The following is a 22,957-nucleotide window of genomic DNA, read 5'->3' as shown; positions in this document are numbered from 1 at the left end:
GTTTTACGGTCGGTTAATACGGGATAAAATAAAAGTGTGCAGCAGAAATTGTAGACTTAGTTCTCAAAATTCACATTTAGTATTTTCATTTTTTCCATTTAAACAATTCTTCTCTTCTTACAACAGAAAAGTGTCTATATCATTTAATATAGACACTTTTTTCATGTATAACTTTATATTTATTACTGACCTACAAATGTAAAGATTTCATCAACAGCTTCTTTATATCCACCCGATGTTCGGAATGATTCCTTCAAATTCAAAGCAGCCTCTTTATATGAAGGGTTATTTAAAATTAACTCCACACTTTCACGCAATTTCTCCACGGTTAATTCATTCATATGTAATTGAACTCCTGCTCCAAGACTCTCCACTTGCTTTGCAATTGCTGGCTGATCTGCACTTTGCGGTATTACAACGAGCGGAACCCCGTTATATAATCCTTCATGCGTACTGTTCATCCCGCCGTGTGTAATAAATAGTTTCGTATAAGTAAGCAGTTCGGTTTGAGGCACATAGTTTTTCACAATGAAGTTTTTAGGGATTTCGCCTAGATCACTTATTTTTGTTTTATTACCAATAGACATAACAATTGTATGCTCACTATTCTCAAAGGCCTTCATACACAGTTTATAAAAGTCAATCGCTTCATTAAAAACAGTACCTAATGAAATATAAATCGGACTTTTTTCTTCAATTGAAGTAAAATCAACGTCTCTGTTTTTCATTTGTGCAGAGATAGATGGTCCTACAAATTTATATGTTTCATCAAACGTATCACCAAAAGGCTGAAACTCCTTAATTGTATACACAATAGTAAGAGGTGCAGGATTACAGAAAACTTCATACGATGATTTTATTTCAACACCATATTTTTCAGCAATTCCCTTCGTTAAGTTTTGAAAATCATTCTGTATTTTATCATGAATTTCTACTGGGATATTTTTTGACAGATGACCTAACATTTGCTCAAAGGATTTTTCATCCTGCGCAAAAGATGTGCATGAATTTATGGCTGGAAGTTTAAGAATTTGAGCAATTAAATGGCCACAACCAAACATAGAATCATGAATCATGTAATCAAAATGTTCACCTTCAATTTGTTCTAGAACGCTAGATATTACAATATCCGCTGTATGTAGAAGGCCGTTTATTCTTTCCTGTAAATAATTTCTGCCTCCAGATAGAAACGCTTTTATAAATTTTTGATCATCAATCGTTCGTACAGTAGCACCTGTCTTCTCAATCCGATCCCTGAAAGCTTCTATTGAAAAATAAACGACCTCTTCACCACGAGAAATCAATTCTTCTACAACTTGTAAAGTTGGATTTATATGTCCTTCTGATCCAGCGTTAATAAATAAAACACGCGCCATAATAAACACTCCTTACGTTAAATCGTTTCTATGTTGGCAAGAGTACGGATTTTCTCCATACTCTTTTCTTAGTTGTTCGTAGCATGTTCCTACTAAATTGACCTAGCGAGTCTAAAACCGAGATCATCTATATGAAATGTAGGATGGCTTCGACGACGACAAGTAGCGCCGCACCCTCTCGCTGTTTCAGCCCAACTACCACCACGAAAAATGCGATATGATCCGTACACTGTTTCATCATACAAATCATAACACCATTCCCAAACGTTCCCTAGCATATCATAAAGTCCCCATGCATTCGGTTCTTTTTGGCCAACGTCATGAATCTCTCCATTTGAATTTTCATTATACCACGCTATATCATGAAGTTTCCCGTATGTATATCCGGTTGTACTTGCTTTACATGCATATTGCCACTCTGCCTCACATGGTAATCGGTAGCCATTTGAATCTAAATTACATTTCACAATTTGACCACCATCACTAATAGAATAATATTCTTTTAATCCCGCTTTTTTTGAAAGTACATTACAAAACGCAATGGCATCGTTCCATGAAATATTGACAACTGGTTTATGATTTTTATCAAAATTATTTAATGGACTATTTGTAATAGCATCATATAGTTCCATTGTTACAGCATACTTCGCAAGAAGAAATGGTTGAATTTGCACTAGCCATTCTTTTTTTATTCGATCATCTCTTAATACTACCTCTCCAGCTGGAATATTTACCATTAATGAATCGATTGTTTGAATTAAATCATTAGTCATTTTCTATTCCTCCAAACGTTCATTTTATATGAATTTATAGTCATATACTCATTACAAAATACAATTTTCAAAAAGCGTTAAATTTTTCATAATAAAAAACGATTAGTTTAATTAAACTAATCGGTAAGATCCAAAAAGAATTGTTGTGTCACATTGTATTATTATATGTGCTCTAAAAATTTCCGAACCTCATTTGGAGATTTTAAAACAATAACCTTTTTCTCTTCGGACAATTGCTCTAACCCTTTTAAAATTGTAGGTCGTTTAGCATTAGGATATTTCCATATCCATTTAAAAAATTGCAAATCAAATCTTTCTTCACATCCCGCGCCCATATCTGGTCTTGTTTTATTCCGGTATTTTACAATTCTTTTAAACGCACGATAAATACAAATTGTTCTATGAATATCAAGGAAGATAATTGTATCAGCTGCATTCAGTCTGATATCCATCGTCCCGCCATAATTCCCATCAATAATCCACTTCTCATCTTTAATTAAGTTATTTTGAACTGCTATTTGTTCTTCTCTCGGAACACCTTCCCAATTCGGTTTCCAAAATAATGCATCAAGATGATGCACCTTAATATTTAATTTATTTCCTAACTGCCTTGCTAATGTAGATTTTCCTGAACCACCAGAACCAATTAATATTATTTTTTTCATACCTTTACGATACATTCTATAACTTCTTCAATAGCTTCCTTATTAGCAAAAATCCAGAAGAACATTTCTTCATTTAACTTTAATAAATCTGGTAACTGGACAAAATAAGCAATAAAGATAATTTGAATTGAAAGCATAACATACCAAATAGCTTTTAGTTCTTCTTTCGTTAAATCATTTTGTTTATAATAACCTTCAAAGACTTTGCAAACGATATGTAACCATTTCCCTCTTAATCTTTCATTACTAAATAGCTCGCTTAATACACTTGTACAGCAATAACATAGATCGAATATTTTTACATTATTTTCTAAAATCTCAAAATCTATAAACCCTTCCAGTTTATCATCTTTAAAGATTACATTTGATAGATGCATATCACGATGAATAATTTGTCTCGGTAATGAATGGACCGTTTCCTTGAAAGCTGCGTGCATTCGCTCCATCTTTTGAATTACCTCTCGATGAACATACTCATTCTTTTCTAAAATCGGTATAGCCCATTCAAATACCATCTTATATAAATCTCTTTTTATTAACTCATGGTCACTATTCACCGCATGTAATGCTTTGTGCAGATTAGCTATTTCTTCTCCAATTGTACTTGCTAGCCTTTCCAGCTTATTCGTATCTTTTATTTCTAAAACACTTCCGGCAACATACTCATATAAGCAATAATATTTTTCTTTATATAATACATATTGTTCATCATTTTCTGTCTTTACTACTCTCTGTACTTTAATTCCCTTTTCATACAGTTGCTTCAAAACATCGAATTCAACTAGAAGTTGCTTTATCGATCCCGTTCTCTTTAAAATGTACTCTTTATTCTTGCATAAAACCTTCGCTACTTTTGGTTGCATTACAGTAGCTGTGACATGTTCATTTCGAAACCAAAGCTTTGCAATTTCCAGTGCTTGTTCCATTTACAAATACCCCTTTTACAATTCTTATTTCTTCCGAAAAATAACCTCACACAGTATTCCCACTCCAACACCAATTGTATAAGCCACTACATCACTCCACAAAAAACCGTATCCCAACACGAGTCCCCCCAAAGTCGTTGCACGAATGCTATCTATCCATTCCGCATGATACAATTGGCTCGCTTCAATCCCGTAGCAAAACATTAAACTAATAAAAGCCAACTTCTTCGTCTCTGTTTTAGGAAACAAAAATCCAAAGCCAGTGAAAATCATTAATGCCCATAATGCATCACCTAAATAATCATTTAATAGATGTGGTAGTGCAAAAGCAAACTTTCTTGAGCTAAGACCTAAAATAATAACAACTATAGTAAATAGTGCATATACTACTCTATTTCGTTTCATATTCATTTTAAAGTCTCCTAATATGTAATGTAAAACTGTAAATAGCTAGTAAAACAAAGTTATTTTACTAGCTATTTATTGATTGCTTTTATGATAAGAAAATGTGGATTCATATTTAAATAATGATATGATTTTTCGCTTACTTCTTTCATTTTTTCAATTGCCTTCGGTTCCACTATCTCTTCTAATACAAAATAATTTGTAGTTTCATTTAGTATGTCTTGTAATGATCTTCTAAAAAACTTGACTTCAATAGTAATATTCGGTTTAACCCAAGTATCTATTAATAACTGTTTTTCAAAATAATTTTCACATGGAAACTTTGTGAAATCCATAAAAGGATGATGAATAGAATAAATAAGTTCTCCACCTGGCTTCAATACACGACGAAATTCTTGAAATACTTGATTCCAATTTTCTATATAATGAAGAGTTAATGAACTTACAATCACATCATACGTATTATCTTCAAATGGCAATGTTTCTTGCAGATCATGACAAAGGAACGTCGCTTCTTCTCCTATATTTTCTTTTGCTGCTTTTACCATTTCAGGACTTACATCAATTGCTGTAACATTTGCTCCTCTTCCTATGAATTGAGAAGTATACCATCCAGCTGCACATCCAGCATCTAATATCTTTTTTCCTTCTAGTTCCTTTGGAATAAGCTCCATCATCGCCGGTCTTTCATAATAACTGTTATATGGATTTGCGAAATCTAGATTTTCTTTATATGTACTCGCTAATTTATCATACGTATCTTTAATCGAATCTTTCATTACACACACTCCTAATACATATTAACCCATTAACTCCTGCTGCTTTTTCTTTGAAAATGATTGTAGTACTAAATCATACGACCAATCAATCATTTTATTAATTTGCTCCTGCTCTATACCCTTATGAATATAAACGGTATTCCAATGTTTTTTATTCATATGATACCCTGGAATAATTGTTTCTGGATAATCTTCTCTTATTCTTAATGCGACTTCTGGATCACACTTCAATGTAATCGCAGCCTTTTCACCTTCTTCATGATTTACTATCGCAAATATTTTATTATTAAGCCTCATACATGTTGCACTCCAGCCATCTGGAGAATCTTCTGTCGCTTTTCTTTTCGATAAACAGTACGCTCTTGTTGCATTCATTTTAATTGGCACCTCTTATTCTTTCCCTGTTTGATTACGATGCATCACAATTTGCTTCGTTGCTTGAAATTGCTGCTCACCGTAAAACTTTATTAGCTTCTCTCCGCAAAATAGACTAACAATATCAATATGAGATATTTCTCGAAGTAACATTGTAAGCATTTTCTCTCCAATACCTTTATTTCTTACATTCTCATGTACGACAACATCTTCAATGTATGCTCGAAAAACACCATCAGAAACGACTCTAGCAAATCCAACTAATTCATTTTCTTCCCATACTCCAATGGCTATACTATTCTTTAACATTTTTTCAATATCGACTTCTTTTCTTTCTGGCCACCAACCGACAGAATCATAAAGCTTCTTAATTTTTTCTGCACAGATTGGTTGTTCTTGTTGCAATTTATACGTGTACATATGCTTTCTCCCATCAATCAGTATACATAATATTATTATAATCTCTTTTCAAAAAAGTGCTGACTATGACCTTTTGGATGATCTTCAACGATACCATACTCTCGGTAACCGTGCTTTTTATAAAATTCTGGCGCTTGAAAACTAAATGAATCTAGCAATATTAATCTGCACCCTTTTTCCTTCGCAATTTCTTCAATTTTATGTAACAGTTGACTACCATAACCGTCATGACGAACTGATTTATCAACCCATAAAAAGTCGATATGAAGATGATAAAAATACATCGTACCTGTTACACCACCAAATATTTTTCCTTCTTCATTTTTTACTACGAGGCTTACTTTTTCCATCGGCTGTTTTACTTCATCTGTTAAGATGGACATATTATATTGAATGACTTTATTTTTAATGTATTCTCCTTCAATACGTGTACCGTTCTCTATATGTTTCATATACATTGCTTCCTTTCAACTTAGTAAGCTACATTTTATTTTTCCCCTTTAAAATACTAATCAAAACGAATCCACCATATGTAACAAAGCATGAAAAGCCAATTATCCCTGGTACAGAGACATAGCCTACCCTTATGTAATTTATAACTGCAAAACAAGCGATAGACAATAAAATAGATGGCCAAAATATAACAGCTATTTTTCTTCGCTCTCGTTTCGATGTACTTTCTTTCTCTTCAGAAACACGTGTGCCAAAAAGCAATACAATACAAATAAGGATCGCTGCAAAGTAAATTGTATCTAATGACAAATTGTGATCATATAGGGCGATTCCAACTTCAAGAGCAATAATCGTTAAAATTAAAATAATGATTGTTAAAGTCTTTAAGTTTCTTTTCAATCGCTCACTCCTAGCATGCTTTCACTATATTCTTTGTATATGTACTTTAAAACTACTGCAAAAGCTTCATCTACCTCTTTATTTTCACGGCGATTCGGTAAATCTTTTCCCCCAATCACATAAAGAAGTGGAAATTCGTTAAACATTCCTATTATACCAATATTTATTGTAGCTGTGAGTAATCCACCTGTCATATGAGTTATATGATAATATGGAATTTCTTCATACTCTCCTTGCTGTCTTACCATGCCGCTAATAATTGGTTCCCATAATTCTGGTTCTGATTTATAACCTTGAAAGGTTTGTATGAAAAGGGCAAGAACTTCACTTAATTCTCCAACATTTTTCTCATCTCTAGCATTCTCTTGTATATGAATTTTTGAAAAGTACGTTTGTGCGTACATTTTCACAGCATCCCATCCACCACAGTGCATTACAACTGACTGTGCAACGTAACTATCATGACAAGCAATCATTACCTCTACCGCTTGACTAAGTGTTAAAGAAGTTCTTCCTTGTAAATGCGGATATAACTGCGCACTATCTTCATGTGGATTAAATTTAATGTAATGAAGTATATCATTCCAATTATGTTTATTTTCCTTCACCATTTGCGTTACTACAAATCCAATGACTAATTTTGCTGCTGATGCTAACGGAATATTTAATTCACTATTATACGAAGCAACTATACGATTATTTTTTGTAGAATAAATTGCCATTCCCACATAATTAGATTGTACCTCTTTTATTTTATTTATAACAGTTTCCATTTCTATCCCTCTTTTTATATCGTTATATTAACTTCTAATATTTCAACATTGAATGTAAAAAACCTTTTCATTAGCTATTAAAATAAGAAAAAGGTAGCATGAATTTTTTCTTGCTACCGAAAAATATTTATTCTTCTATAGGATTTTCAGGACCGTTAAGTTCCAGCTGATAAAAAGCTAAATCTAGCCATTTATTAAACTTATAACCAGCTTTTTTTATTGTTCCTGCATGAACAAATCCATAGTTTTGATGCAAGGCAATACTTTTCTCATTCTCTGCATCAATTCCAGCAATTAAGGTCATATACTCTCTTTCCTTTGCAATTTTGATTAATTCTTTCATTAATGAAGACCCAATGCCATTTTTTCTATATGCCTTATCTACATACACAGAATGTTCAACTGAATATTTATAAGCAGGCCACGCTCTAAATGGGCCGAATGTCGCAAATCCTACTACTTTATTATCTAATTCATATACGATAATTGGATACTCTTCAGCCTTTTTTTGTTCATACCAATCTATTCTATTTTCAAGGGTTACAGGTTTATACGCATATACAGCTGTTGTATAAAGTATCGCATCGTTATAAATATCTAAAATGTATGCTAAATCTTTTTTCGTTGCTTCCCTTATCATTATTTTCTTCCTTTCATCATGTTCACCTTATTTTACTATCTTTTTAATAGTTTTATTTTATCGAAATTTCCGATTTTTATCTACATACGAATACTAGCTTTTCGGAAACCATCAAATATATTTATTGCAGCAGATAACATGTAGAAGAAAATTCCTCCCCAAATGAGCCACGTTTTAAACTCCTCTGAGGAAATAGTAAATGCATTTGCCAAATACGTAATAAACCCTGCGTTAAATACATGTGGATTTACTACAATTACAATGAATACTATCGTCCCAGCTATTTGAAGAATAGCATTCCCAATCGCCAATCTTTGCGTCCATTGTCCCTGCACTAATTTATAAAGGGATATACATATTTCAAAAACGATCATAATTACAACGATTGGCCAGTACTGCAATAAAACATCTTGATTAAAAGTTGGCGAGACAAACTTCAGTCCATTTGCCGTACCGTTATATACGCCAACAAGATAATTCGCATAAAAGTAAAGTGTAGCCCAAACTGCTGTCCACATTAAACCTCCAAAAACTTCAAACTTCGAGATTGCTTTTTTCTTTGGGATATACGAGATGTTTTTCAAATCATCTGGTGTCCATTTTTTTAAACTTGTCGTCAACGGCTCGATACCTTTGTCTTTATCTGTTCTTTCTAAAATAACAAACACAACTGTCAACCAGAAAAATACATGGAGGCTCACTTCAAAAATTTCCCCAATGCCTTTACCTATCAATTGTAAAATAACATTTAATACCGCTTGATCACCACTATAGCCTATAAAATTTTCTGCAACCATTGATATGAGTGCAATGACAGCTGCGATTGGTATAATCATTTTTAACAACGTTGTATATACATCAAAATAACGTGGTCCAATTAAATGCATCGGTCTATCCAAATAACCATTAGCCAATGAAACCGGACTCCCCAATTTTTCGAGAACGCTCTTTACATCTTTCTCATTATAATCTTCAGGTAACATATCATCTATAGTTGACCTTAGTTCAAGTGTAATATCTTCACGATTTTTTTCAGGTAATCTCTTCGCAACCTCTTGGATATAGAGATCAATTAAATTCATTCTCTTCCTCCTCCTTTAATAAGTTATAAAGTTCTTTCGAATCCTTTATCCATTCTTTTTTCAACTGCAAAAATATTTCTAATCCATAATCACTTAAAACATAATACTTACGAGGTCTACTCTCCGTTTTATCCCAACTACTCGTCACTAATTCCTGCTTTTCTAATCGGCGAAGTAGTGGATATAAAGTACTTTGATCAATTGTAACCCCTGATTGCTCTAATAACTGGACAAGTGAATATCCGTACTGCGGCGTTCTTAATTGACTTAAAACAGCTAACGTTAATGTCCCTCTTCTTAACTCAGTAATTAACGAATTTAATAAAGTATCCATTCACTCACCTCATTTCCATTACTATATGTCATACAGTATGTGTTTTATACTATGTATCGTACAGTATTAATGTGACAAAAACTATAATTTTTTACCAAAAAACAGATAATGAACAGCTCAAATTATATGATTTGTGCTTTTTTAGCTAAGTTATATATAACACTCTATAAGGTAACAACCTTAACTACTAATTTTGAAGTTCCAGTAATGCTATATTAAGTTACAAATATCGTATACATATGATGTGAACATAACATCTCACTATAGGAAGCTATAAAAACGGTGAATTACCATGCTTGAATAATTCCCGTTTTCAGCACCTAATCAACGTTATTTCCTTCATAAACTTCATCTTGTTCAAAATCTTTATTTTTGTTTGGTTTATTAGAGAAAAATAAAAAAACAATTAAATTAGGTTAATTGTTTTTCAAATACAAAATCTTTATTTTTTTAAATAACCTATGATATTCGAAAAGACAAATTCTCCAAATGCAAGTGGTATATAAATAAACCATAACTTTAATATTGCCTTTGTTTCTTTGTGATCAGAATCCCCCATTAAAACCAACCCTATCCTTTTTCTTCTAATATTTTCATTTTAATTCCAATAACAAGGAAATTATACCATTTATTAATGTTTTAGTCTATTTTTTCTGAAAATTAAATAAATAAAATTCTTGTATTCCCTCAATATTCAGATAAACATAATAACTTTTTTACGTTTCATCTTCAAAGTCAATAATGACTCCTGTTAGAACCGCTACATTACCAATCGATTGGATCCCGTGACCAATAAAATCCACCTTAAATTCTTCCCACTTTAATTTATGTAATGATATAATAACACTAAATTTTCAACACGTGCTTAATAGATTGGGGACTTATAATGGATAAACCTCTCACTGCATTACAAACTATTATTATACATATGAATACAACTGAGCATTGGCATGATTTTATTTGTTACTGTCAGCATCGCGAAGCGGGACTTCGAAAATTAGCTTTTAAACATTTAGAGACATTTATTACAAATGCAAAGAAATGGGAATCAAAAGATCAAGAAGAGTTTGCCATTTCGCTGTTTACTATTTTAGATGTATTAAACGAAAAAGATGAGGTCTTAACTTTCTCACTAAATAGTTTTCTAATTGACATTCTATATAGATGGACAGAAAACAACCCATTTGATTCAAGACCTTTTAGATGGATAGGAATTTATATGGACTCTAGCAATAAAGAAGACGATTTAGAAAAATCCCTTCGAAAAGCGATTGAATTAGGTGGTGATACCGAACAAGAAGCCATGATATACCTAGTTTCTAATTACATCAATACTTTAGAATTTGGTACACATGAATTCCCTTCAGGTTATTGCGGAGATTTAAGTGAATGTATAGAAAAACTTCCCTATATGCTTCAATTAATTGATAGAATTCAGAATAAGAACATAAAGGAGCAAAACATTGGGCAAATACAAGAACAACTACACCTTATTCTAGATTGGTTAAAACATACACAAATTCCAGTAGATGCCGTTCGTGTACGGGAAAAAGAACAAACTAAGGAATTAGAAAAGGTCATTGTATATTATTTACACAACAGCTCAAGTCGTTAATTCATCGTGTACAGAGATAATAAAGTTGTTTAAAAAACGCCAGTCATGTTATTCAACAATCGGGCTATATAACGGAATAAATCCTTGTAAAAATTAAAAATATTTGAAATAATCGTCATTAAGTTGAAGTAGAGCGATTGCAGAAAAAGGTGATACGACTTTTTCTTACTTAATAATTGCATGATAGTTAAAAAATTCAACTAATTATATTCCGAAAGGGTGTGTGTAGTATCTTATCAACTAATGTTTTTACTTATAAATCTAAGGATGGAAAAACAATAATAATTAGAGAAGCTAAAGAACGGGATGCAGAAAGAATACTAGATTCTGCTTCAAAAGCTTTAATAAACGCTCCATACATGCTAAGTACGGTTGAGGATGTAAAAAAGGTGCGTATCGATGCTATTCAAAAAACGTTAAAAGCTTATCATGAAAATCCAAATTATGTACAGTTTATTGCTGAAGTTGATGGTAAGTTAGTCGGTGCAATAGATTTTAAGAACGGAAACAAAGAAAAAATTAGTCATCAAGGGGCTTTTGCGATGACCATACTACCCGAATATCGAAATTATGGTATTGGAAGAGCTCTTCTAGAAACGTTAATCAATTGGGCTAAAAATAACAGTAAGATTGAAAAAGTTTGTCTTGAGGTAATGGAAGATAATCTAGGTGCAATCCAATTATATAAGAATCTAGGCTTCTTTGAAGAGGGTAGAAAAGCAAAGGGTGTAAAATTGGATGGTAGCTATCAAGATTTAATATTAATGGCTTTATTCGTTTAAAATTGAACATTAATTTCAATATAAAAAGAGGGTCTTCATAGTCATCTCCCTGTTAAGTAGACAGTAATAGAAACCCTCTTTTTATATTTATCTCACATTAGCTTGCAGTAAAACTCCCCACTGATTATAGTTTCACTTTATTTTAATCCTTTAATTAAAGGTGACGCTTCCCCACTATGGAAAATCCATAGGTCATGAAGTGATCTCGTACATCCAACATATAGTAACTTTGCATCATGTTTTGTGTCTTTGTAATGTTCTTCATCCACATCAATTAAAAGCACCGCATCAAATTCTAAACCTTTCGCTAAATAGACAGGTACTACTGATATACCACCTTCATATTTACTTTGGTTTGCTTCAATTACGTTTACCGTTAATCCTGCATTTGTTAATTCCACATATATATCACGGCATTCATCTTCTGTTCTTCCGATTACCGCAATTGTTTTCACATCTGTATTTTGCAAATGTTTTACCGTCTTCACAATTTCAGTAAATTGATTTTCCGCATGAATTACTTTCACATCTTCCCCACTGCGGAAGACTGGTGTTGCGAGTCCTACTGGGATTTCTGCATTTTTAATTATTTCATTTGCAAATTCAATAATTTCTTTTGTAGAACGATAACTTCTTGTCAATTCATAATAACCGGTTTCTTGGAATACTTCCTTAAAAGCATTCCAATCTTCAATTCCTTGGTAATCATAAATCGCTTGCGATAAATCACCTAATATAGTGAAAGAATTACCTAATGTAATTTCTTTTAATACATAAACTTGGAAAGGCGAAAAATCTTGCGCTTCATCAATAACAACGTGATGAAACTTCTGCCCGATTTCAATCCCTGTTATACGATGATGTATGTATATTAAAGCTGGTAAATCTTCTACATACACTTCTTTTTTACGACAACTCTTTTCTGTTTCTTTAACAAGTTCTTCAGGTAATACCTCGAGTATTTCTTTACTTTTTACTATTGAACTATACAGTGAAAGAGCACTCATTTTCGGCCAAAACTTCATATATGCGTTCAGTCTCTTAGTCGCTTCTTTTTTAAGTAATTTTTTCTCGTTTGTTTCCCCGAATTTTTTAAGTTCAATTTCAATCCAGCGCTTCATTCGTCCTACTAATCGTTCTCTTCTTTTCTGTAAAGGATAATGTTTATATTCAACTTGCATCCATTTTTTAATATCTTCTACTGGAATAATCGCTCTATCCCACGCCTCAAAATCTTTTGTCGGAACTAACTCATTTTCAAATTGGATCATTCTCTCTTCAATAAACGTCTTAAATTCCAACGTACCCTTTAATTTACCTAGCATTATCTTCTTTTCATCACGATTAATTGAAAATGCTTCTTTCAATTTTTCTTCTGTCTGCTTTAGTTTCACTGAATCATCTAACGTACGTAATGCCCAATCCAGAAACGTTGTTTGACTAATATTCCCTACACCTAATTCAGGAAGTACACTCGAAATGTAGTCTAAAAACAGACTATTCGGCGCAAATACGATCATTCTTTCTGCTTCTAGTTGTTCACGATATTCATAAATTAAAAAAGCAAGGCGATGTAAAGCAATTGTTGTCTTTCCGCTCCCTGCAACCCCTTGAATAAGTAATGGTAAATTTCTTTCCGCTCGAATAATATCATTTTGTTCCGATTGAATCGTTGAAACAATATCCTTTAGCTTATTATCTTTATTCTCACCTAATCGATATAGAAGAAAATCATCGGCATGCGATACATCTTCATTTCCTTTTACATATGTATCAACAACACGTTCAAGTTCTCTTTTTCGAATGGAAATGTTTCGTTTTAAATACACATCACCTTCTACTAACCCATCTGGTGATTGATAAAATGCTAATTCTTCTCCACCGGTAAATGAATAAAACATACTGGCGACAGGCGCCCGCCAATCAATAATGATTGGCTTCATCGTGTCCATATCCGAAACCCCTACTTTTCCGATATAAATCGGCATAACTTCTTCTTTTCCATCTTCCTGAAAATCTAACCTTCCAAAGTACGGCTCTTGCACACCAATACGTAAGTTTTGTCTATTAGACTCCCTCATACTTTCAAGAATTTGCTCTTTAAAATCTTCTCCATAATAAACCGGGGTTTTTTCAAGCTTATCCAATTGCTCATCCATCGTATGTAAAGTATCCTTCATTTTTTGTAACTCATCTTCAAATATGTTGCTCATTTCGACGATTCCCTCCTGTCCGTTCTAATTTTTCAGTCGAAGTATCATTGTATTAAAAACCCAATCATAAAGTCAATAGTTTCCGTTTAAATTTTCCGAAAAAACTTACTTTTCATCTTTCTAATTTAAAAAGAATATGCAACATCAAAATCACACAAATACACATATAGTATAGTGATGCATACAAAAGATACTACTTTCTATTTGTCTCCTATTTAATTTATCCATTAACAAATATTGTAAAAATTAAAGACTTTAATCAATGGGCGTTTTACTGCCCACAAATAATAGGATAAATAAAAGTAAAGGAGGCTCTTCAAATGAATATTTTGAATCTATCTCAAGATTAAATATGCTTCTATCTGGCTGTATCCTTATGCTTTGTTGGTCAATTATGTATGTTGAAATATATAGACTTACAAAATCAGTCTGGCCATGTGTTATCATGCATGCAATCGAGGATGCTGTTCCTACTGTTTTAGTTACAATAACAGGGATTATTACTCTTACAAACAGTAGTGATTTTTGGTTAAATCCTACTAGCGGGGTCGCTGCTACTGTTTTATTTCTCGGAATTGGAATCGTACTAAGAACTATAAGAATAAAAAGAGAACGACAATTATTCACACAATAAAAAGCAGATAATGAATTCGTCATTATCTGCTTTCCAATTTTTAAAACTACCTTATTATATTTTTTGATACATAAGCCAGTCACCAGAGTCTATCACTTTCTTTAACATCTTTTTATTCTGAGCGATATACACATATGCCTCAATTTCCCTATCAGCAACATATACTGTTTGCGTGATTCGATCATATAAATCAGTCTCCGCATTACCTGTATATTCTTCTAGTTCATCTAACTTACACAATATCTTATCATTTACTACATAAACTTCTCCATACACCTGTTCTTCAATCGAATAAGTCATGGCCGGATATCCTTCATTCGTATCAAATAATTTTCCATATGTCCAAGCTCTGTCTGCGATGCATGTTGCACCTTGCATATAATGAGCATTCGTTTGTCCTCTTCTTAATGTGCCATAAACGAACACATGATACATAAATTCTTATCCCCTTTATATGTCTCTACTTTCTTATTTGTAAATAAGCACGAATCATAAAGTAACTCACTTCATTCGGAAGCTGTTCTTTAATAGATTTCAGCCCACCCTCTGCATTTTGAACGGCAGTTTCAATAAGAGATTCATACTCTGCTGGAACAAAGCTTTGCCAATCTACTTCCATTCCATCCTCATAGCAGCGAATTAAATGGTTTTCAATTGTTTGTCTTGATAAGTTACGTTCTTTTGCAATCTCATTCAAATCAATACCTTGTTTATACATTTCATATGTTTCTAAATGAGAATTTGCGGATGCTTTTCCTGACTTTTTACGCTCTGAAACTACTTCTGTCTTAATCGTTTCAGCATAATTTGGATTTTCCTCAATAAAATGCTGAACTGCTTGTAAGAAGTGCGAGCCATATTTCACAAGTTTGTGTTCTCCGATACCTTTTACCGTCAACAATTCAGAATCATTTTGCGGCATTTTCACACACATATCTTTTAATGTTTGGTCAGAGAAAATAACGAACGGAGGTACACCTTCTCCTTGTGCAATTTCTTTACGTACTTCACGAAGCACTTCAAATAAAGGATGGTCTTGAACAATTTGTCTTGTCTCTACTCGTTCTTTTCGTAAAACATTCTCTTTACCAAGTAATACTTCTTTCCCTTTTTCAGTTACTTTTAACGTCGGATAAGTGCCATGTTCAACTGCAATTAACTCGTCTGAAATTAAAAACTCAATAAACTCACTGACCTCTTTTACACTACGGTTCGATAAAAGCCCATACGTTGGTAAAGTATGAAAATTAAATTCAATAACTTTCTTATTCTTCGACCCAGTTAATACTTGCGCTATCATTTGCTTTCCAAAGCGTTGGTTCGTTCTAATCATGCATGATAAAACCATTTGTGATTCTCTTGTCACATCGATGCTCTCGCGATTGTCTGTACAATTACCACAGCGTCCACAATCTTCTTTCGGTTCTTCTCCAAAGTATTGCAAAATGAATGATTGTAAACATTGTTCTGTATGACAGTAATCGGTCATATTTTGCAATTTTTCAAGTTCATTTGAAAAACGTGATTCTCCAGTTGATTGATCAATTAAAAAACGCTGTACTTGTACATCTTGAGAAGAATATAACAATATACATGTACTATCTAATCCGTCACGACCAGCACGTCCTGCTTCTTGATAGTAACTTTCCATATTTTTTGGAAGCTGATAATGAATTACGTAACGAATATTCGATTTATCAATACCCATCCCGAATGCAGATGTTGCTACCATTACACTTACTTCATCTCGTAAAAAGAGTTCTTGTTGCTCATTTCGATCACTATCACTCATACCAGCATGATATTTTGATACAGAAACACCTGCCTTCATCAAATCTTCATATAACTGATCGACTACTTTTCTAGTAGCTGCATATATAATCCCGGATTCCTTTTGATTTTGACGAATATAATCCGCCAAATATGCATTTCGATCTTGCCCTTTAATGACAGAAAACGATAAGTTCTCACGCTCAAACGTTGTCATAATTGTATTTTCTTGATTAATTTCAAGTGTGTTACAAATATCATCACGTACTTGCGGTGTTGCTGTTGCTGTTAATGCTAATACGAGCGGCTTTTCTGGAAGATAATCTAATATGCGATGTATATGTAAATAACTTGGACGGAAATCATGTCCCCACTGTGAAATACAGTGTGCTTCATCAATCGCAATCATAGGGATTTTCATATCAATAAGTTGATCAACAAACTCCATCGAATCAAGACGCTCAGGCGCCACATAAAGTAACTTGTAATGTCCTTGTTTCGCTAATTGAATTCGCTGATTTGCTTCTGCAATAGATATAGAACTATTAATATATGTAGCTGAAATGCCATTCTGTACCAATGTATCTACTTGATCCTTCATAAGTGATATTAGAGGCGATATAACCAACGTCGTTCCTTCAAATACTAATGCCGGAATTTGATAACAAATCGACTTACCGCCACCCGTTGGCATAATACAAACCGTATCTTTCCCATCTAGTACATTTTTAATTGTTTCATCTTGTCCTCTTCGAAACGAAGAATAACCAAAGTAGGACGCTAAAAGTTCTTGTGCTTTAGTAAACAAAAAAGAGTCACCCGCTTTTCTTTATCTTTCATCTACTTCTATTATATCAATCACTTATGCGACTTGAAAGGGATGATTAGATGCTTATTGTTTTTTCATTATTCTATGTTTCTTCACTTATTTAATATGAATTAGCATCATTATTTTATATGTTTTACAACATTTATAACGTAAATCCAGTACACAAGAAGAAAGAGTTTCAATTTAAATGTTCATTTTATTTCCCTTTCTTGAATACTACTAATCGTATACATATAAATTCAGGAGGTTACTATATGAAACATCGTAATATGAGTTCCATCAAGGCAAAAACGAAAACACAAAAACTCCAATTCTCTAATAATGATGCGTGGAAATATGAATCATACTATAAGTACCAGCCATTATTCTCTTATAAAAAGCTTTTTAATTTTCTTTCTCAACTTTTTAGACGTTAATATATGTGCAAAAAATATATCATTCACAGAATTTTTCTCAATATTAAATGTATAGACTTACTACAATTCAGTTGTTACCATATATAATAATCTGTTGGATAAACCCCTTAAGTTGACCTGCTTATATTAGCAGGTCTTTTTCATGATTACATACTTCTGTGTACCTCGATCTCACTTCCAAGTCTTTTCTCCATTTTATAACCATATTTAGATCCCAACAATTAATGATAATCATAAATTGTTGGGATTTAAATTGTTCACATATAATTATGCAATTCTTCTTTCTCAATACACAAAACACATTTTACTTGTTACTATAAAAGTACTCCAGATGAGTTTTTTGCTCATCGACATTATCTAGTTATTGGGGCCTGCCGCGGGAAGCAGGTCCCTTTGACTGTATGAAGGTCCCAATTTCATTTGGACACATTTACCAGGTTTTTTCAAAAGAATTTTATGATAACATTACGTAGTCGAGTCCGACATCTCGGCAATACCCTTTTGAGGGTCTGCAACTTCCCTTACAGACCCTCTTTTACTTTATATTCAATTTATTCATATATACCACAACACCATTCATTGAATTTCTCCATTTCAAATTCCCTAAAAATAATCTAGGACACGTAACTAAAAATAAATCTTCATCATACTTTGAGTTATACATGTTCAAAGGAGTGTTACTATTTATGTATTCTTATTGGCAATCGTATTACTCCCCCTACCATAACCCTTATGTAAACTATGATTTATCCGTACGGAACTACCGAATTAGTAAAAATGAGAATTTTTTAAAAGGGTATATGCGTTCTTTATGGGAACAACACGTCGCTTGGACGAGATTGGCTATTATAAGTATAGTATTTAATTTACCAGATGTTAATGTTACTGTTGGACGACTTCTACAAAACGCAACACATATGGGACTATCACTTGAACCATTTTACGGTGAGGATGCAGTGAAAAAATATAGTGCATTAATTAAAGATCACTTAGTAATTGCAGCGGATCTTGTTAAAGCCGCAAAAGCTGGTAATCAAAATGCAGCGGCCGCTATAGAGAAAAAATGGTACGCTAATGGTGACGCAATTATTGAATTCCTTAACAGGATCAACCCATATATAGATAAAGAAGAATTTAGAAAAATGTTTTATGAACATTCAGCACTAACGAAAGCAGAAGCACTTGCCTTCCTAAATAAAGATTATGAAGCAGGAGTAAAACTTTACGATAAAATTGAAAAAGAAGCATTAGAAATGGCTGACATGATAACAAACGCAATCGTAAAACAATTCCCGCAAGTATTTCAATAAAGTGAAACTTTAATCAGTGAGGGGGTTGTTCATCCCCCACTGATTATCAGCTCTCACCAATCGGCTTATTTAGTTTTCTCTCCATGATATTTCACCTCTCCTCTTTACATTTAGCTTATATCGATATATTTTATTAATATCCGTTTTTTATAGGAGGAAATAGTTTGATTAACGCGATTGGTCTCGTTTTTATACTTACAAATAAACACGAGAAAAAAAAGAAAGTTTACTTAAATGAAAAATTTGCACTAATAGATATTATTGATTCTAAAGAAGTATTTGATGATGAAGGGAATCCTTTAGTAGAACTAACATGTAAATACAGTATATATTTAGATGAAAAATATTACTGTAAATCTCTCGATGATTATACCGGACAAGTCTTTCCTTTCTTAAGTGCAAAAATAGGAAAAGGTCTTCTAAGAAACTTAAACTACTACTTTTCTTACGTTGATGCCTATGATAAGAAACCACCAGTTAAAGAAATAAGACCACTTATGAAACAAGTAACTAACAGATAGCCAAAAATACCAAAAAAAGAAAGCATCTAACCCTGGATGTTTTCTTTTTTATTAAAAACTCATTAACTTTCATCCTCTTCTAAAAGTATGTATCCAAGCATATTTTAAATTAAAAACATTGGAGGATTAGAGTGAATGAAATACTCAGAAACAATTATAAGCAAACGACTTCGAATACTTAAAATGACGGGTATGTTTTTCATGCTAGTGTTAATAGCATGGATTGGCTATACAAAATTACTTTATGAAAACGGCTTTCTTCAAGAAAAAAAGAATTCAGTAGAAGTAATGAACACTAGCATTACAGGAGAAATAGAGCAGCTTTTTCATATAAACTTGCAAGGTTATCGAAAAACAAGCCTTGATGCTGTTATAGAAGCCAGTAAAACCGATCCAAGTGAACTATCCTTAATTGAACTAGTCAACAAATCCTGCTCGCGAGATTGCATAGGTGAACCAGTTACATATGTAAACTCAAACAATGGATATATCTTTTATAAGGAATCTAATGGAACTAATGTAGCTATAACGGTTAAAAAGAAAGACACATGGGTAATTGTAAAGAAATCTGTTCAAGATGGAATATAATCACCCAAAAAAAGAGTACGCATCTGGTATTATCCCCTATAGGTAGACAGTAAAAAAAGAGTCCATCTGATATGATGGACTCAATACTGTTTTATCTGGAGGGGATTTTTTTATGGCAAGAAAAGGACAATCATTTCAAAAATATACAGAAGAACTAAAGCGAGAAGCAGTTCGTCTTCGATTAGAAGAGAGAAAATCATTGCGAGAAATTCGTGAACAACTCGGTGTGAAGAGCGATGCCCAGATTATTGAGTGGGTAAAACGTGCGCAACAAGGGGAGTCCTTTGATGATCAACGTGGTGTCTGGAATCGAAAGAATTTTAATAGTCTAGAAGAAGAAAATGCTTATTTGAAGGCACAGGTTGAGTATTTAAAAAAGCGCAATCCAAATCTACACGGGAAGGAATGGTCCTAAAGAAAGAACGATTTTCTCTTATCGATTCATTACGCCAAGCCTATCCACTCCGATGGTTGCTTCAAATCGCGGAAGTTTCTAAGGCTGGCTACTATAAATGGCGGAAATATCATAACGTGCAGCGTTTACGTCAGAAAAGGGATATGTGGCATAAAGAACATATTTTATCTATTCATCGTCAGCACCCTTACTATGGGTATAAACGTATGACTCGTGCTTTGGCTCGAGAAGGAATGGTAATGAATCATAAACGTGTTCGTCGTCTTATGAGAGAGCTGGGTATTCAATCTATCATTCGAAAAAAACGTCCGTTTTATGGAAGAAAAACATCTGTGGTATTTAAAAATCATTTGAATCGAGAGTTTCAAGCTGAAAAGCAAAATCAAAAATTCGTAACAGATATTACTTATGTACGAATCGGAGAACAATTTGCCTATTTGTCGGCTGTGTTAGATTTATACAACAATGAAATTGTTGCCTGGAAGCTATCTTCAAGAAATGATTTAGATTTGGTTTTAACTACATTACGTCAATTAGAAGGGAAGTCATTAACTACTAAGCCCCTTTTCCATTCAGATCAAGGGTTTCAATATACATCTAAATCCTACGCAAAACAGTTAGAGAAATTAGGATTTGTCGGTAGTCATTCTAGACGTGGAAACTGTTTTGATAATGCGTGTATCGAATCATTCTTCTCACATTTAAAAACAGAGAAGTTGTATTTAGTGTGCCCAAAAACATATGAAATGGCCTACCGAGCAATTCAAGAATATATTCAATTTTATAATACAGAAAGATTCCAAGAAAAACTTCACGGCCTTTCCCCGATAGAATATCGGGAAAAGGCCGTGGCATAATACTCTTTTTATTTCTGTCTACTTGACAGGGAGATGACCAATCGTACTCTTTTTTATTATTAATACCCTTCCTCTTCATGCCTACAATGGCATTTCGCTTTTGTTTTACAATGACATTTTTCACACTCACACTTCGGTTTCTCTTTGCAACAACACTCGTGAAAATCATTGCGCTTACATCTACATCTCCCAAACATTAAATCATCCCAAAATTTATTACAATCTTGAAAATGTCCACAATGACAAGTATTTCTCATAAATATGCTTCCTCCTTGATAGAATTCATCATATTCTATGTTTGAAAGTATACAAAGGCTTGTTTATTAGTCTATTTTCTCCATATTATAAGTAGAGTTAAAAGATTAAATAAAAATAAAAACCGTCACATGACGGCTCTTATTTTTGCAAACTACTCTTTTGTATAAAAATATTTAATTCCTTTCATATCTAACCAAGCAGTTGCTTTGTCCAGTTCGTTCCCTTGACGATAATCTGTTTCGAAATACACAAGCCCTTGGTTATCTCCACGAGATATTATTTTAGAAGTATATCCAAGCTTATCCATCATTTGAATCATGTCAGAAATTAAATTTACACCAAATTCATAAGTAACTACTTTGCTATATTTATTCACTATAATTCCAACCCCTTCTTGTTTTTTTATCGGCTCAACAATTTGATTTGTAAACCAAGCTAACGGCTTATTTCCAATCAGCTTATTTAAATCACACTTGCCGATACCAGCCACATTTCCTGTCTCTGTGTATTGCCAAATATCACATGGATACGCCGGTTTGTTACCACCATAACGAGGAATCCATACAAAATCACAATTGACATTTTCCATTCCAAATGGAGCATACATATGATGAGCAATATATAAACCGACTTTCTTAGCTCCTAATCTGCGTAATTCATCAATAAAAGCTTGTGCACCCGCTCTCATATCGTTCATTGTTCTTACTTCTACGTCAGCTACCCAAACTGTTGCATTTTTATCACCACGGTTCCAAAAGTCTCTTGCTTCTATCCGTGCATCCTCTACTGAAACGAAACGACAGAACGCATAATTACCAAACGGAATATTCCTTGCTTTCATTGCTTGTACATAATTTTTATATAAAGGATCTACATAGTTTGAACCATCTTGCACACGTGCAATTACGAAATCTAATTGTGGTGCTGCGATATCCCAGTTAATGTCGCCATTCCATTTCGAAATATCTACAATATAACCCATTATTTAACATCTCCTTTTTCATTATTATATTCAAAGCTTGTTTTTTTGTTATTATCAACTAATAAATAGTATGAGAGGTATTATATTATTGGGTAATAATTTAAAATTCGGCTTATGTATTGAGAAAACAAAATATTATTACGGGTTTAATAAGTAAAGATTTACAAAACTCTAAACTATATAAAGTGAAACGATAATTAGTAGGAGGCTACGAGCAGTGTAATTCCCACCTAATTTCTTAGCTTCATCCGAATTTTGAGGTGAGAATTTTACTTCCCGCAAATAGCTTGATAAATAAAACCACCTTTCTGACAGGTGGTTTTGTGTACTAATTTACATATAAATTGTCCATATTTTTATAGTTACT

Annotated in this window: 24 protein-coding genes and 1 pseudogene; 7 read left to right on the top strand and 18 right to left on the bottom strand. The window is 33.0% G+C overall.

From position 1 onward, the window contains the following. Nucleotides 1–182 precede the first annotated feature (182 nt). The 14 genes from QCI79_RS26640 to QCI79_RS26575 form a co-directional block, all read right to left on the bottom strand. Nucleotides 183–1,376, bottom strand: a complete 1,194-nt coding sequence (locus QCI79_RS26640; protein WP_000124885.1) for a macrolide family glycosyltransferase — start codon at nucleotides 1,374–1,376, stop codon at nucleotides 183–185. Nucleotides 1,377–1,468: 92 nt separating this feature from the next. After that, complete coding sequence (locus QCI79_RS26635) at nucleotides 1,469–2,149, bottom strand: formylglycine-generating enzyme family protein (protein ID WP_000180359.1); 681 nt, start codon at nucleotides 2,147–2,149, stop codon at nucleotides 1,469–1,471. Nucleotides 2,150–2,310: 161 nt separating this feature from the next. Beyond that, entirely contained in the window at nucleotides 2,311–2,814 is a 504-nt protein-coding gene (locus tag QCI79_RS26630) for a DNA topology modulation protein (protein WP_000720552.1), read from the bottom strand. Next, entirely contained in the window at nucleotides 2,811–3,740 is a 930-nt protein-coding gene (locus QCI79_RS26625; protein WP_000434097.1) for a phosphotransferase enzyme family protein, read from the bottom strand. Before QCI79_RS26625 ends, QCI79_RS26630 begins: the two co-directional genes overlap by 4 nt. 24 nt (nucleotides 3,741–3,764) lie before the next feature. Then, nucleotides 3,765–4,151: a ribosomal maturation YjgA family protein gene (locus tag QCI79_RS26620; protein ID WP_001056436.1), complete on the bottom strand. Its 387-nt coding sequence runs from the start codon at nucleotides 4,149–4,151 to the stop codon at nucleotides 3,765–3,767. Between the two features lie 65 nt (nucleotides 4,152–4,216). Then, nucleotides 4,217–4,924 carry a class I SAM-dependent methyltransferase gene (locus tag QCI79_RS26615; protein ID WP_000655256.1) on the bottom strand — a complete coding sequence of 236 codons (708 nt, stop codon included), beginning with the start codon at nucleotides 4,922–4,924 and terminating at the stop codon, nucleotides 4,217–4,219. 21 nt (nucleotides 4,925–4,945) lie between these two features. Next, the gene (locus QCI79_RS26610) at nucleotides 4,946–5,299 is read right to left on the bottom strand and encodes an MmcQ/YjbR family DNA-binding protein (protein ID WP_000994623.1); all 354 of its coding nucleotides are present in this window, start codon (nucleotides 5,297–5,299) and stop codon (nucleotides 4,946–4,948) included. A gap of 15 nt (nucleotides 5,300–5,314) precedes the next feature. Continuing rightward, a complete protein-coding gene (locus QCI79_RS26605) occupies nucleotides 5,315–5,719 on the bottom strand; it encodes a GNAT family N-acetyltransferase (protein ID WP_000288971.1) in 405 nt (134 codons plus the stop codon). A gap of 35 nt (nucleotides 5,720–5,754) precedes the next feature. Next, nucleotides 5,755–6,171 carry a GNAT family N-acetyltransferase gene (locus QCI79_RS26600; RefSeq protein WP_000680418.1) on the bottom strand — a complete coding sequence of 139 codons (417 nt, stop codon included), beginning with the start codon at nucleotides 6,169–6,171 and terminating at the stop codon, nucleotides 5,755–5,757. 28 nt (nucleotides 6,172–6,199) lie between these two features. Next, nucleotides 6,200–6,571 (bottom strand): hypothetical protein, encoded by a 372-nt coding sequence (locus tag QCI79_RS26595; protein WP_000827980.1) that lies wholly within the window; start codon nucleotides 6,569–6,571, stop codon nucleotides 6,200–6,202. Then, complete coding sequence (locus QCI79_RS26590) at nucleotides 6,568–7,344, bottom strand: serine hydrolase (RefSeq protein WP_000450752.1); 777 nt, start codon at nucleotides 7,342–7,344, stop codon at nucleotides 6,568–6,570. Before QCI79_RS26590 ends, QCI79_RS26595 begins: the two co-directional genes overlap by 4 nt. A gap of 127 nt (nucleotides 7,345–7,471) precedes the next feature. Continuing rightward, complete coding sequence (locus QCI79_RS26585) at nucleotides 7,472–7,984, bottom strand: GNAT family N-acetyltransferase (RefSeq protein WP_000617511.1); 513 nt, start codon at nucleotides 7,982–7,984, stop codon at nucleotides 7,472–7,474. Nucleotides 7,985–8,064: 80 nt separating this feature from the next. After that, nucleotides 8,065–9,066, bottom strand: coding sequence for an HAAS signaling domain-containing protein (locus QCI79_RS26580; protein WP_021727930.1), 1,002 nt, complete (start codon nucleotides 9,064–9,066; stop codon nucleotides 8,065–8,067). Continuing rightward, on the bottom strand, nucleotides 9,053–9,400 hold the full coding sequence (locus tag QCI79_RS26575; RefSeq protein ID WP_000380301.1) for a PadR family transcriptional regulator: 348 nt from the start codon (nucleotides 9,398–9,400) through the stop codon (nucleotides 9,053–9,055). The genes QCI79_RS26580 and QCI79_RS26575 overlap by 14 nt, the downstream gene beginning before the upstream one ends. 886 nt (nucleotides 9,401–10,286) lie before the next feature. Between QCI79_RS26575 and QCI79_RS26570 the strand changes: the two genes are divergently transcribed. Further along, complete coding sequence (locus QCI79_RS26570; RefSeq protein ID WP_000360495.1) at nucleotides 10,287–11,015, top strand: hypothetical protein; 729 nt, start codon at nucleotides 10,287–10,289, stop codon at nucleotides 11,013–11,015. Between the two features lie 221 nt (nucleotides 11,016–11,236). Beyond that, nucleotides 11,237–11,797: a GNAT family N-acetyltransferase gene (locus QCI79_RS26565; RefSeq protein WP_000337114.1), complete on the top strand. Its 561-nt coding sequence runs from the start codon at nucleotides 11,237–11,239 to the stop codon at nucleotides 11,795–11,797. 137 nt (nucleotides 11,798–11,934) lie between these two features. On the opposite strand, the gene QCI79_RS26560 is transcribed toward QCI79_RS26565, so the two are convergent. Then, nucleotides 11,935–14,010 (bottom strand): HelD family protein, encoded by a 2,076-nt coding sequence (locus QCI79_RS26560; RefSeq protein ID WP_021727931.1) that lies wholly within the window; start codon nucleotides 14,008–14,010, stop codon nucleotides 11,935–11,937. A 319-nt stretch (nucleotides 14,011–14,329) separates the two neighbouring features. On the opposite strand from QCI79_RS26560, the pseudogene QCI79_RS26555 reads away from it, so the two are divergent. Beyond that, nucleotides 14,330–14,644, top strand: a pseudogene (locus tag QCI79_RS26555) (CPBP family intramembrane glutamate endopeptidase); the annotation flags it as partial. Nucleotides 14,645–14,698: 54 nt separating this feature from the next. Here the strand turns inward: QCI79_RS26555 and QCI79_RS26550 are convergent. Then, entirely contained in the window at nucleotides 14,699–15,079 is a 381-nt protein-coding gene (locus QCI79_RS26550) for a gamma-glutamylcyclotransferase family protein (protein WP_000274916.1), read from the bottom strand. 25 nt (nucleotides 15,080–15,104) lie between these two features. Beyond that, a complete protein-coding gene (gene recQ / locus QCI79_RS26545) occupies nucleotides 15,105–17,222 on the bottom strand; it encodes a DNA helicase RecQ (protein WP_000494270.1) in 2,118 nt (705 codons plus the stop codon). A 1,123-nt stretch (nucleotides 17,223–18,345) separates the two neighbouring features. Between recQ and QCI79_RS26540 the strand changes: the two genes are divergently transcribed. The 4 genes from QCI79_RS26540 (at nucleotide 18,346) to QCI79_RS26525 (ending at nucleotide 21,350) form a co-directional block, all read left to right on the top strand. Beyond that, complete coding sequence (locus QCI79_RS26540; protein ID WP_000287726.1) at nucleotides 18,346–18,969, top strand: hypothetical protein; 624 nt, start codon at nucleotides 18,346–18,348, stop codon at nucleotides 18,967–18,969. Nucleotides 18,970–19,133: 164 nt separating this feature from the next. Next, on the top strand, nucleotides 19,134–19,490 hold the full coding sequence (locus QCI79_RS26535; RefSeq protein WP_000606231.1) for a hypothetical protein: 357 nt from the start codon (nucleotides 19,134–19,136) through the stop codon (nucleotides 19,488–19,490). Nucleotides 19,491–19,625: 135 nt separating this feature from the next. Next, nucleotides 19,626–20,078, top strand: a complete 453-nt coding sequence (locus tag QCI79_RS26530) for a hypothetical protein (protein ID WP_000877572.1) — start codon at nucleotides 19,626–19,628, stop codon at nucleotides 20,076–20,078. A gap of 112 nt (nucleotides 20,079–20,190) precedes the next feature. Then, a protein-coding gene (locus QCI79_RS26525; RefSeq protein ID WP_087874946.1) for an IS3-like element ISBth8 family transposase occupies nucleotides 20,191–21,350 on the top strand; the annotation gives its coding sequence in 2 pieces (ribosomal slippage) (nucleotides 20,191–20,449 and nucleotides 20,449–21,350; 1,161 coding nt in all). Between the two features lie 409 nt (nucleotides 21,351–21,759). Here QCI79_RS26525 and QCI79_RS26515 read toward each other — a convergent pair. Beyond that, nucleotides 21,760–22,590: a GH25 family lysozyme gene (locus QCI79_RS26515; RefSeq protein ID WP_000540614.1), complete on the bottom strand. Its 831-nt coding sequence runs from the start codon at nucleotides 22,588–22,590 to the stop codon at nucleotides 21,760–21,762. Nucleotides 22,591–22,957: the final 367 nt, after the last annotated feature.

This window comes from Bacillus cereus group sp. MG1, assembly GCF_040460035.1.
GTDB lineage: Bacteria > Bacillota > Bacilli > Bacillales > Bacillaceae_G > Bacillus_A > Bacillus_A cereus.
The sequence above is the reverse complement of the archived record's forward strand: the minus strand, read 5'-3'. Positions and strand labels throughout refer to the sequence as shown.